9 protein-coding genes and 2 tRNA genes are annotated in these 13332 nt (G+C 38.0%); 2 read left to right on the top strand and 9 right to left on the bottom strand.

Annotated features, from left to right (window positions below):
- The first annotated feature begins 2 nt into the window (after positions 1 to 2).
- Entirely contained in the window at positions 3 to 1280 is a 1278-nt protein-coding gene (murF, locus tag JM81_RS07895; protein WP_144802052.1) for a UDP-N-acetylmuramoyl-tripeptide--D-alanyl-D-alanine ligase, read from the top strand.
- 3 nt (positions 1281 to 1283) lie between these two features.
- Here the strand turns inward: murF and JM81_RS07900 are convergent, their stop codons facing one another.
- From JM81_RS07900 to nhaD, 9 genes are all read right to left on the bottom strand, one after another.
- Entirely contained in the window at positions 1284 to 2996 is a 1713-nt protein-coding gene (locus JM81_RS07900) for an efflux RND transporter periplasmic adaptor subunit (protein ID WP_144802055.1), read from the bottom strand.
- Positions 2996 to 6655: an efflux RND transporter permease subunit gene (locus tag JM81_RS07905; RefSeq protein ID WP_409994645.1), complete on the bottom strand. Its 3660-nt coding sequence runs from the start codon at positions 6653 to 6655 to the stop codon at positions 2996 to 2998. The genes JM81_RS07900 and JM81_RS07905 overlap by 1 nt, the downstream gene beginning before the upstream one ends.
- 183 nt (positions 6656 to 6838) lie before the next feature.
- A tRNA-Val gene (locus JM81_RS07910) sits at positions 6839 to 6913 on the bottom strand.
- A 92-nt stretch (positions 6914 to 7005) separates the two neighbouring features.
- Positions 7006 to 7080, bottom strand: a tRNA-Val gene (locus tag JM81_RS07915).
- 59 nt (positions 7081 to 7139) lie between these two features.
- Entirely contained in the window at positions 7140 to 8351 is a 1212-nt protein-coding gene (locus tag JM81_RS07920; protein ID WP_144802061.1) for a bifunctional folylpolyglutamate synthase/dihydrofolate synthase, read from the bottom strand.
- The gene (locus tag JM81_RS07925; RefSeq protein ID WP_144802064.1) at positions 8348 to 9286 is read right to left on the bottom strand and encodes an energy transducer TonB; all 939 of its coding nucleotides are present in this window, start codon (positions 9284 to 9286) and stop codon (positions 8348 to 8350) included. The genes JM81_RS07920 and JM81_RS07925 overlap by 4 nt, the downstream gene beginning before the upstream one ends.
- Positions 9287 to 9673, bottom strand: coding sequence for an ExbD/TolR family protein (locus JM81_RS07930; protein ID WP_089263279.1), 387 nt, complete (start codon positions 9671 to 9673; stop codon positions 9287 to 9289).
- Between the two features lie 9 nt (positions 9674 to 9682).
- Positions 9683 to 10372 (bottom strand): MotA/TolQ/ExbB proton channel family protein, encoded by a 690-nt coding sequence (locus JM81_RS07935; protein ID WP_089263277.1) that lies wholly within the window; start codon positions 10370 to 10372, stop codon positions 9683 to 9685.
- Positions 10373 to 10424: 52 nt separating this feature from the next.
- On the bottom strand, positions 10425 to 11759 hold the full coding sequence (gene nhaD, locus JM81_RS07940; RefSeq protein ID WP_089263275.1) for a sodium:proton antiporter NhaD: 1335 nt from the start codon (positions 11757 to 11759) through the stop codon (positions 10425 to 10427).
- Positions 11760 to 12098: 339 nt separating this feature from the next.
- Between nhaD and JM81_RS07945 the strand changes: the two genes are divergently transcribed.
- The gene (locus JM81_RS07945) at positions 12099 to 13238 is read left to right on the top strand and encodes an acyl-CoA dehydrogenase (protein WP_144802066.1); all 1140 of its coding nucleotides are present in this window, start codon (positions 12099 to 12101) and stop codon (positions 13236 to 13238) included.
- Positions 13239 to 13332: the final 94 nt, after the last annotated feature.

Raw genomic sequence — 13332 nt, forward strand, 5'->3', positions numbered from 1 at the left:
TTATGAATATTCAAGAGTTACATACGGTTTTTTTGAAGTATCCATCAGTAAGTACGGACACTAGAAATATTAACAAAGGGGATATATTTTTTGCATTGAAAGGTGAAAATTTCAATGGCAATACCTATGCAAAAAAAGCTTTGGAACAAGGTGCCAGCTATGCCATCGTGGATGAAGAGGAATTTATTCAAAACGACAGGACTATTTTGGTAGACGATTGCCTTACCACCTTACAACAATTGGCCAACTACCATAGAAAATTTTGCTCGGCCAAAATAATCAGTCTTACCGGTAGCAATGGAAAAACCACCACCAAAGAGCTCATTAATGCCGTTTTATCTTCCACGTACAAAACCGTTGCAACGAAAGGCAATCTTAACAATCATATTGGTGTTCCATTAACTTTGTTGTCCATTACACCAGATACCGAATTTGCTATTGTGGAAATGGGTGCCAACCATTTAGAAGAAATAGCTTTTTTATGTCATATAGCACAGCCAGATTTTGGATATATAACCAATTTTGGAAAAGCCCATTTAGAAGGTTTTGGAGGCGTAGATGGCGTTATAAAAGGTAAAAGCGAATTATATGAATATTTGATAAAACACGATAAATCCATATTTCTAAATGCTGATGACCCAATACAGCTCAATAAATTAAAATCATACACTCGCAAATACGGGTTCAGCACGGAAAATTCCTCCTACTATAAAATTGAATTCTTGGGCGCACAGCCTTTTGTTCGTCTTAAGTTCGATGATACGGAGGTAACCTCTAATCTCATAGGATCATATAATTTCCACAACTGCTGTGCTGCCGTCATCATGGGTAAATATTTTAATGTTGATGTTCCTAAAATTAAGCAGTCTATTGAAAACTATACCCCTAAGAACAACCGTTCCCAAATAATCGAAAACCTGGACCACTATATAATTTTAGATGCTTATAACGCCAATCCCACAAGCATGAAAGCGGCATTGGAAAATTTCAACACATTAGACAGGACAAACAAAATAACTATATTGGGAGATATGTTCGAATTAGGAAACTCTGCTGAAGAGGAGCACCAAACAGTAGCACAGATAACCGAACAAATGAATTTTGACCAGGTGATGTTTGTTGGCGAAAATTTCTATCGCACAAAGACCGCATTGAAAAAATTTAAGAATTTTGATGAGTTAAAGCAATATCTAACGGAACATTCCGTACCGAAAAAATCGACAATCCTTATTAAAGGGTCAAGAGGGATGGCTTTAGAGCGGGTTTTAGACCATATATAATATTTAATCCAGAACTTTGGTCACAGAACCGCATGTTAACATTTTATCCCCAAAATACGGATTTCTAATTGCCTTCTCAAGGCTCAACCAATCTGCACCCGTATTGTTATCCGCCATTGGACAATGCTGCACATAAATGGGTTCGCCAAAACCTTGTACATGGTCAGCTAAATAAGTGAATGCGCTAGATAATTTTTTAAAGCTTATACGCTTTTGATCCAAACTCTCTTCTGATAATATTTCCTTCACCATTTTTTTTGCCGATTTCATGGTTGATTGAAATTTGGCATTACCCTCACTTACCTCTATTTGCAACAATTGTTCATCTAATTTCTTGGCACTATTATGGACGTCCAAACTTTTAGATGACACCAAATTATTTTTTAATTCGAAATAAGTGCCCAGTGCAATCTTAATTTGGTCATTTACTTCATTGGGAAATATTGCACCCTTGTCACTAGTTACCGGTATTTGCTCCATAGAAGTCTCCTTTGCGTACAGCATGGATTTTTTACCCTGTAATTGAGCGGCAGCATCAATTGTAAATGCACCATTGGTAACCACTTCCTCTCCTATTTCCAGTCCCTTAAAAACCACATAGCTATCACCAATGGCCTCTCCTAATTTTACTTCCCTCATTTCAAATATGGGCTTTGAGGATTTAGGCTTGGTATATACCACAGAATGCTCACCCGCCCATAAGACCGCACTCTTAGGAACCATAACCATTTGCTTATCTGTATGTTCTATTTTAACCTTTCCTTTTATGAACATACCGGGTTTCCATTGCCCTTTTCCATTCGCTACATTGGCCCTTACGGCAACAATTCGCTTGCCCTTGTCCAAAACCGGTTCAATAAAAGATATTTTAGCCACTACTGGCTCAGAAGGAAAAGCTTCGGAACTAATTAATATTTCCTGTCCCATCTTAAGTAATGGCAATTGGTCTTCATAGGCTTGAAAAACTGCCCAGACCGAATATAAGTTTGAAACCTTGAACAATGGATCCCCTTGTTTATAATAAGAGCCCTCAGAGCCTAAAATCTCTACTACGGTTCCAGAAACATCTGCCACCAAAGGAAAGTTCACAATAGGTTTCCCAGATTTCAATAAATCATCTATCTGCTTATCGGTCAATTTCCACAGTCCCAAGGTATTTCTAGCAGCAGCATATAATTTCTCATGTGTATCCTTATAAGAAGATGAAGTCAATAGTTTATCCTGGGCCAAATACAATTCTGGACTATAAATAGTGCCTATTTCTTGGCCTTTTTTAACATATTCACCAACATACTTAATATGAAGCTTATCTATACGACCATCAAATAAAGTAGTCTGGGTTGCATTTGTATTTTCGTTTAGAGCTATTTCCCCGGCAAGCACCACTTCACCGCCCATACTATTTGAAATTATTTTATGGGTCTGGACATTGGCCAAGGAAATAGCCCTCTCGCTCATTGTAAACCGGTATTCATTAGTAATCTGGTCCATATTACCCATAGGCACAAGCTCCATTCCACAAATTGGGCAAATACCCTTGCCTTCATTTACCACAGAAGGATGCATAGAACACGTATAGTTGTTTTGTTCATTATGTTGCACATGGTCATTTGCCGCGGGTTTAGTTTGGCCAAAGAATAGATAGCCCAACAAAAGTCCCCCTAATAATACCATAAGGTAAACGACGTATTTCTTGTATGTATTGAAATTTTCCATTACCTAATTTCACTATTTTTTAATTTTTGTTCCTGCCATAAACAATAGAGTACCGGAACAATCAATAACGTCACCAAAGCTACCAGCATACCTCCAAAACTAGGAATGGCCATGGGTATCAAAATATCCTTACCATGTCCTTTTGCCGTAATTATCGGCAGCAATGCCAATAATGTTGTGGCCGTAGTCATTAAGCAAGGTCTAATCCTTTTTTTCCCTGCTTCCAGGACCGCATTTCTAATTTCATTGACAGTACCGGGTTTATTAGCCTCAAAATTCTGTTTAAGATATGTTGCAATTACCACGCCATCATCTGTTGCAATACCAAAAAGAGCTATAAACCCTACCCAGACCGCAACGCTCATATTAATTGTCTTAACATTAAAGGTTTCCCTAAGGTCATGGCCCAGAAAATTTAGGTTCAAAAACCAATCTTGACCATAAAACCACAACAATATAAATCCTCCTGCAAAAGCTACCGCAATTCCGGAAAAAATCATGAATGAAATTGTCAATGACCTAAACTGTACATAAAGTAATAACAAAATTGCCAATAACACCAACGGTATGATCAAAGACAATGTTTTCTCGGCATGAACATTGTTTTCATAAGTACCTGAAAACTTATAATTTACACCTTTGGGCACAATTATTTCCCCATTATTGATTTTAAGTTCTATTTGTTCCTTTGCCTGTTCAACAGCAGAAATTTCCGCAAAACCCTCTTTTTTATCAAAAAGTACGTAAGCCATTAAAAAGCCATTTTCACTTTTGATGACCTGCGGGCCCTTTTCAAATTGAACATCTGCCACTTGATTCAAAGGTATACTCCCACCACTTGGTAGTGCAACCAGTATATTGCCAATATCTTCAGGTTCATCCCTATAATCCCTAGGATAACGTAATGTAACATCAAACCGCTCCCTTCCTTCAATGGTCTGGGTCAACACCTTGCCGCCCATTGCCGTCTCCAATATTTCCTGCAGTCCACTAATACTTAAACCAAATCTTGCTGCTTTGGTTCTATTAAATAAAACATTAATGTAAGGCTTAGCTACAATTCTATCCGAAAATACGGAAGCACTTTCTATAGCTTCAATATTTTTGAGCTCATTTTCCAATACTTGTCCAAATGATTCTATCACATCCAAACTGGGCCCAAATATTTTAATCCCCATTGGTGATCTCATACCGGTCTGCAACATGACCAACCTTGTTTCTATTGGCTGTAATTTGGGCGCAGAAGTCACACCTGGCAATGTGGTCACTGCGGCAATTTCCTCCCAAATATCATCTGCATTTCTAATGTGAGGTCTCCAGTTTCTATAATACGCCCCGTTTTTGTCCACAATCAATTCATCAACAGACACCCCGGAACCAGAAGTCACTTCACCCATTGTCTTTGTTTGGAACAATCCCTCTTTGGTTGTCAAAAATGAAATGGGCCTACCCTTATCATCCAAAATAAATTCCGGTTTATATAGAATTACATTCTCAAACATAGATAATGGTGCAGGGTCCAATGCAGAATCAACCCTGCCGGCCTTACCAACTACCGTTTCTATTTCTGGGATGCTTGCCACGGCCATATCCAACTGTTGTAAAATTCTTTTATTTTCCGATATTCCGGTATGCGCAGTAGATGTCGGCATCAATAAAAATGAACCTTCGTTTAATTTTGGCATAAATTCCTTCCCAATGGTACTATACGTCAGTGCCCCTAAAATTAAAATGGATAAAGGTATGATCAGAAATATTGTCTTATGTTCCATAGCCCAAACCAATATAACCTCATAATACCTATGAAATATATAAAGCCCACCTAATACAAGTGAACTAAAGAGGATTACGAAAACTAAGTTAGTAGCAAAATAAGCCTGAAAACCAAGAGGCTTCCAATAATAAGTCAGTATCAATACTATAGATGCGACCAGCCAAATTAACCTTAACTTTCCACTATTCGAATTCGCTATTTTGTTGTAATCCTGCAATAACTTCAACACCGCAAGACCAATTAATGCTATTCCGATCCAAAAACCCCAAATACACATTACTAACCCCACAAGCCCCAAACCTATGGAACCAAGACTTCCAATATCATATTTTTTATGGGTTACGCTGTACCATTTTGATATAATAGGGGGTATAATAAACAAGGCTAAAAACATAGCGGCCAAAAGTGCGGTCGTTTTAGTAAATGCCAATGGTGTAAACAATCGCCCCTCTTCACCGGTCAATACAAACACAGGGATAAAGCTTAATATCGTGGTCAAACCTGCCGTAATTATGGCGCCAGAAACTTCGTTGACCCCTTCAATGACCAAATCATCAATACCAGCCCCCTGCTGATTATTCTCAATTTTTTGTACAATGTTCTCAGACAGAATTATACCCAAGTCTACCATTGTACCAATGGCTATTGCTATACCTGAAAGTGCAACAATATTAGCCTCAACATTGTACAACTTCATCACTATAAAAACCATAAGTACAGCCACAGGCAATAAACCGGAAATTACCAAGGAAATCCTTAAATTTCTCAACATGACCAAAATGACCAAGATTGCAATCAAAATTTCCATGGCTAGAGCAGAATTAAGGGTGCCCAATGTATTTTTTATCAGCTCTGTGCGATCATAAAATGGCACTATGGTCAATTGTGATGTCCTGCCATCTTCAAGCATTTTAGAAGGTAAGCCTTTTGCTATTTGTGAAATCTTGTCCTTAACGGACTCAATAACCTTTTGTGGGTTAGCTCCATACCTACTTACAACAACTCCCCCAACAACCTCGGCTCCCTCCTTGTCAAGAATACCCCTTCGTTCTTTTGGACCCAATGAAACAACTGCAATATCTTTTATGGAAAGGGGCACATAATCATTGGTCGTTATGACCGCATTTTCAATATCCTCAATATTTTCAATAAGACCTAGGCCTCTAATCAAATATTCCGCATTATTGATTTCCAAAGTTTTTGCACCTACATTTTTATTGGATTCACCAACGGCCCTTACCACTTCTTGAAGGGAAATTTGATATTGGCGCATTAACAAAGGATTGAGCTCTATTTGATACTCTTGAACATGCCCACCAATTGAGGCTACCTCTGCAACATTTTCGGCAGAGGACAAAGCATTTTTAATATAAAAGTCCTGAACTTTTCTCAACTCGTGCAAGTCCCAACCACCCGTAACATTTCCCTGTTCATCCCTTCCTTCTACAGTATACCAAAAAAGTTGACCAAGGGCAGTAGCATCAGGTCCTAATTTGGGCACTACATTCTTTGGCAGCAAATTGGAAGGTAAACTGCTTAATTTCTCCAGTATGCGACTTCTACCCCAATAAAAATCTACATTATCTTCATATATAAGATAAATGGTCGAAAAACCGAACATAGAAGAACTCCTTACAGATTTTACCCCCGGCAACCCCAAAAGATTCGTAGTAAGCGGATAGGTAACCTGGTCCTCTATATCTTGTGGGGACTGTCCTTCCCACTCGGTAAAAATAATTTGTTGGTTATCTCCCAAGTTGGGTATTGCATCTACTGCAACGGCATTAGAGCCTATTAACCAATTGTCCGTATAGATCGGTGCACTAATTAAACCCCAAAGCAAAAACACTACTAAAAGCACAAAGGCCACGAGTTTATTTTGCACTAAAAATTTAATTAGGTTTTTAAGCATAAAGGTTTAAACTTATTTGCGAAATCAAAACTATAAGTCTCTGATATTTAACGTGCGAAACAAGTATAGATTGTAGAAGAAAGATAACTAATTATAATAAAACTGTCGTGCAAGAACCCATTATAATCCTATCATAACGGCCAGTTGGAATATTTGTGGGATATACTGGATTCGAACCGGTGACCTCTGCCCTGTCAAGGCAGCGCTCTAAACCAACTGAGCTAATATCCCTAATGTTGTAGTAAGGCTTTTTTATCCTTACTCAGATTAACTACAATATACCATTAAAAAAGGCTTCCAAAAAATGGAAGCCTTTTAACCTGTGGGCCCTACTGGATTCGAACCAGTGACCCCCTGCTTGTAAGGCAGGTGCTCTGAACCAACTGAGCTAAGAGCCCCAAAAGGAGTGCAAATATATAATAGTTTTACAATTCACAAAAGAAAAATCAATAAAAAATCAAAGAACTTCCGCTACGACAAAATTACTTCCTCCAACATAAATAAAATCGGATTTTTTTGCATGTTTTTGAGCAGCTTTAAACGCCTTATTTACAGTCTTATATGCCTTCCCATGAAATCCAGCTTCAAGAAATAGTGTGGTCAACTGATTTTCATCTAAGCCCCTTGCAATTTTTGGCCGAGTGAAATAATATAGTGCATCTTTTGGAAATAAACCCATAATACCCCTAACATCCTTATCCTTTACAAATCCCAAAACTATATGCAGTTTTTCATATTGCTGTTTTTGAATTTGTTTTAATACTATCGCGAGCCCCTCTTTATTATGGGCAGTATCACAAATTATGGTAGGATGTTCCCCTAATTGCTGCCACCTCCCCATAAGCTTGGTATTTACAACTACGTTTTTTAAACCATTTACAATATGACTTTCGTCAACAGGAAACTTTTTTAATTTTTCCAGTGTAGCTAAAACACCTTTACTATTTTTTTGCTGATAATTTCCCAACAGTCCAACTTCATAAGAAGAAAAGGTCTCTTTCTCCGCAAAAGTAATTTCCGCATTCATTTTTTTGGCCCTTTCAATAAATACAGGAGCGGTTTCTTTGCTATATTCACTAATAACCACAGGAACATTATTCTTGATAATACCAGCCTTCTCAAAAGCTATCTTGGCCAATGTATCCCCTAACATATCCGTATGATCAAAACCAATATTAGTGATCAAGCTCACTTCTGGCGTAATAATATTTGTAGAATCCAATCTGCCTCCTAATCCTACTTCTATTATGGCAATATCTACTTTTTTATTTGCAAAATGGGAAAAGGCCATACCCACCGTCATCTCAAAAAAGGAAAACTTATTTTCGTTAAAAAATCCTTTGTTCTCTTCAAAAAAACGAACCACTTCGGTCTTTTTAATCTTACGCCCGTTGATTCTAATACGTTCCCTAAAATCCTTTAAATGTGGTGATGTATAAAGTCCTACCTTATAACCGGCCTCCTGTAAGACCGACGCCAGCATATGGCTACTGCTACCCTTACCATTGGTGCCGGCAACATGGATACTTTTAAATTTTACTTGTGGATTGCCTAAATAGCCGGTCAGGTTCCTTATACCATCCAACTTGGCATTAAAAGCATCCTTACCTTTATTTTGATACATTGGAAGTTGAGCAAACATCCAACTTAACGTATTCTTATAGGTCACTCTCCCAATTTGAAGTTAACAACAACAAAACCTACTTGTTGACTTGGGGCATTACTATCCAAATTCCATTTATGCATAAATGCCGTTTTTCTTGCCGGTTCCAATAAACAAGGATCATTATTTGTTGTACCTCTAACACCTGGAGTTGCGCTAACAACTTTTCCGTTTCTATCCACAACTATCTTAACAACAACCCTACCCGACTGGTTGCACTCTTGTTGCACTTTCCCTTTGTTCACTAAAGACCTTCCATTAAGACCATACCCGCCTGTTCCGCTTCCGCTACCCGGACTACCGTAATAACTGGTTGCATAAGGATCACCATCTGGCTGCCCTTTATCACCAGCCTTATTATCGTCTCCTTCACTACCGGAAGCTGTACCGTCTGACTTGTTCAGGCCGCCCATCATCTCATCTAAAGCTCGTTTTTTTGCTTCCTGCTCTTGGCGGGCCTTTTCTTCCGCGTCCTTTTTTTGCTGAGCAATTCTAGCTGCTTCTGCCTTTTTCTTATTCTCTATGGCCTCTGCTTTTTTCTTTGCATCGGCAGCAGCTTCATCTGCTTTTCTTTTGGCTTCTTTGGCCTGGTTTATCTTTATGGCCTCCTCTGACTCTTGAGTTAACAATTTTTCTGAAGGTGATTCTTTTTCGGCCGCAGTTTCCTCCACTTCCTCTACAGGCTCTTCAATCGTTTCGGCAACTTCTTGTTGTACAGGTTCCACAGGAGGAGTATCCAATGGTTCTGACCGAATCTTTTCCTTGGGCTGTACTTTACCGCTACCAAATTCCATGGTTCCAAAATTGACGGAAATTCCATTTTCTTCGGGGGGATCCATATAAGTTAGCCCTATATAAAACAAAACCAATAGCAGAGCACTTAACAACAATGTGGTAAGTGTCAACGATTTCTTTTTATGTCTTGTATCTAGAAAAGCCATTTAATTAGGGCGTACCGCCAAAATAACCTTATAATTATTTCTATTGGCGATATCCATTACGTTTACCGCCTCCTTTATTGCTACACTTTCCTCTGCCCTTAGAATAATAGTAGGATTATCCTGCCCAGCAAGTGCCTTTTTAAGTTCTATCTCAATATACTCCCCATTAATGCGCTCATTATTTACGAAGTATTGCAAGTTTTTATCTATACTAACCGATACGTTTTGGGTATTCGTAGATTTACCCTTTGCCTTTGGAAGCAAAAGATCCAGGGCATTTGGCGAGTTGGCCGTTAGCATAAAAAATACCAGCAACAAAAATACTATGTCCGTCATTGAGGACATACTAAAGTCTGGACTGACCTTATTTCTTCCTTTTAATTTCATAGGATAAAATTAAAGGGGTTCGTTTAATAGATCTAGGAATTCTACGGCGTTGGCCTCCATTTTATGAACGACCTTATCTGTTCTATTTACCAAATGATTATAACCTACATACGCTATAATCCCTACAATAAGACCAGCTACCGTTGTTGTCATTGCCGTATAAATACCAGATGCCAATGAACCCATTTCCGCTTGACCACCACTACTGGCCATTTCATGAAATGCAAGAATCATACCAATAACGGTTCCCAAAAAACCGATCATTGGTGCTGCTCCTGCAACTGTAGCAAGTATACTTACGTTTTTTTCAAGCTTATACACTTCCAAAGTTCCGGCATTTTCTATGGCCGTATTGATGTCATCCAAAGGTTTTCCAATTCTTGAAATTCCTTTTTCCGTCAATCTAGCAACCGGAGAATCTGTTTGTGCACATAATATTTTTGCAGCTTCAAGCTTACCCGTAGTAACGTGATCCCTAATCTGGTTCATGAAATTTTTATCTATTTTGGAAGCAGCGTTGACCGCTAAGAGTCTTTCAAAATAAATATAAAGGGCTACACCCAACATTATAAAAAGAACTGTAATAATGATAACGCTACCCGTACCACCGTTAAAGATCAGATCTATAACCGATAAAGTTTTTTCTTCTGACATTAATTCATCGCTCGCATCTTGAGCCAAATCCTGGAATAATAACATAGTGTTCTTTAAGTATTGAATTTGCCTTTATAACGATGAATTGTCAATTAAATTATCCGTGAAGCACAAAATCTCTTAATAATATAAATACTGCCGCACCACTAACAAAACCTACTAATGCAAGCCACGTAATCTTTTTCAAATACCAGAAAAAATCAATCTTCTCCATTCCCATGGCAACGACTCCCGCAGCCGAACCAATGATCAGCATACTTCCTCCTGTACCAGCAGAATATGCTATAAAGTGCCATAAAGGACTATCAAGCGCCTGACTGAACATCCCCATACTTGCAGCAACCAATGGCACATTATCTATAACAGCCGATCCAATTCCAAACAACATAACCACGATATCCGTATTAGGAATGGCCTCGTTCAAACTTTGCGCATAATGAAATAAAAGTCCTAGGGATTCAAGTGCGGCAACAGCTAACAATATTCCTAGAAAGAACAGAATACTTGGCAATTCAATTTTGGATAAAGAATGATGTACCGGACTATGGTGACCGCCTTCTTCATGATCTCCACCATCTACATTTGAAATGCTAAACTTTTTATTACTATAAATTTCCGCAAAGGTTGCCACTACAGCCAAAGACAACATCATACCTACATAAGGTGGTAAATGGGTAACCGTCTTGAAAAAAGGAACAAAAACAATTGCGCCCAAACCTAAATAAAGCATTATAGAACCATATTTGGATTTAGGTTCCTCTGACACGAACTCACCTTCAATAACTCCTTTAAATGCCTTATTGTTACTGGCTATAAAAGTTGGCACCACCATACAAACTATAGATGGTATTAAAACATGAATAACCAATTGACCGGCAGATACCTTATTGGCTATCCAAAGCATAGTAGTCGTAACATCCCCAATTGGTGACCATGCACCACCGGCATTTGCCGTAATAATTATCATACCTGCAAACCAAAGTCGCGTATTTCTATCATTGATTACCTTTTGTAATATGGTTATCAATACAATAGTTGCCGTTAAGTTATCGATTATTGCAGATAACACGAATGCCAATGTGGCGAACAACCACAATAATCTCTTCTTACTTCGCGTCCTTATATATCCCTTAATAGTGGCAAAACCATCAAAATAATCAATGATTTCCACAATGGTCATGGCACCCAATAAAAAGACCAGAATTTCTGCGGTCTTACCTAAATGATGCAATAAAATTTCATCTAAATGTGTTGGTTCCAATTCTTGGAGTACCGTATTTACCTCAAAAACATCTAGATGGCTCAAAGCAATAATGGCCCATAAAATCGCCATCATGGCCAAGGCCGGTATAAGCTTATCTATTTTTAAATTATGCTCTAAGGTAATAGCAAGATATCCTGCTAAAAAAACTATGATAATAATGGTCTCCATACTTGTTGGTTTTTTTAATGTCTTCTAGTAAGTTGTCAAATATAAGTTCAAATTCCAAAAAATTAAATTATCTAAAGATATTTAAAATTGTACGTGAATTCCTAATGAATTGACAATAATAGCCAAGATATCTGACATCCAAATACTTAAATACCACTAATTAAATATTAACGAGTTTTTATTGACATCGTTTTAACGAATATAGAGCATAGACCACCTGAAATTTAATATGTTATTAACAAATTCAAAGTAGCGCCGAGCCATTACTGATCAAGATTGCTCTAGATTTTCTCTTCGTATATCTTTATCTTTGAGAACATAACTTTTAACCTCTAATACATGGATTTTTCTTTAACCGAAGAACAAAAACTAATTCAACAAGCTGCAAAGGATTTTGCGCAAACCGAACTATTACCGGAAGTAATCGAAAGAGACGATGCCCAACGATTTCCTGAACAAGAGGTTAAAAAACTTGGCGAATTAGGATTTTTAGGGATGATGGTAGACCCTAAATATGGGGGAAGCGGCCTGGACACTTTATCATATGTATTGGCCATGGAAGAACTTTCAAAAATTGATGCCTCTACTTCTGTAATAATGTCGGTCAACAATTCTTTGGTGTGCTGGGGATTGGAAGCATTTGGCACAGAAGAACAAAAAGAAAAATACCTTACCAAAATTGCAACTGGCGAAGTTCTGGGCGCGTTCTGTCTTTCCGAACCGGAAGCCGGTAGTGATGCAACGTCCCAAAGAACCACGGCCATAGATCATGGTGACCATTATATATTAAATGGCACAAAAAACTGGATAACCAATGGTAGTTCAGCCAGTGTTTATATTGTTATTGCACAGACAGACAAGGAAAAAAAGCACAGGGGCATTAATGCCTTGATCGTTGAAAAAGGAGCTGAAGGCTTTGAAATTGGCCCTAAAGAAAATAAATTGGGGATACGCGGAAGCGACACTCATTCTCTTATATTCAATGATGTAAAGGTCCCAAAAAGCAATAGAATAGGTGAAGATGGTTTTGGATTTAAATTTGCCATGAAAACCTTGGCAGGTGGCAGAATAGGTATTGCCGCCCAAGCATTAGGTATTGCTGCAGGAGCCTATGAACTTGCCTTAAAATATTCAAAAGAACGAAAAGCTTTTGGAACAGAAATCAGTAATCACCAAGCTATTGCCTTTAAATTGGCAGATATGCATACTGAAATACAAGCTGCACGATTATTGGTATACCAAGCAGCAAGAGACAAGGATAACGGAAAAAATTATGACCTTTCAGGAGCAATGGCAAAACTATATGCCTCTAAAGTGGCTATGGAAACTACAGTTGAGGCAGTTCAGATACATGGAGGTAATGGCTTTGTAAAGGACTATCATGTAGAAAGACTTATGCGTGATGCCAAAATAACACAGATTTATGAAGGCACTTCGGAAATTCAGAAAATTGTTATTTCCCGTAGTATTTTACAATAAAAAATAGGTTTTATAAATGCACCCCCTAAATTATTAGGGGGTACAATTATATTTTTGCCAAATAAAAATTGTTGATCACCACATAAGCTTGGGT

It is taken from the genome of Maribacter sp. MAR_2009_72 (assembly GCF_007827235.1).
Classification (GTDB): Bacteria; Bacteroidota; Bacteroidia; order Flavobacteriales; family Flavobacteriaceae; genus Maribacter; species Maribacter sedimenticola.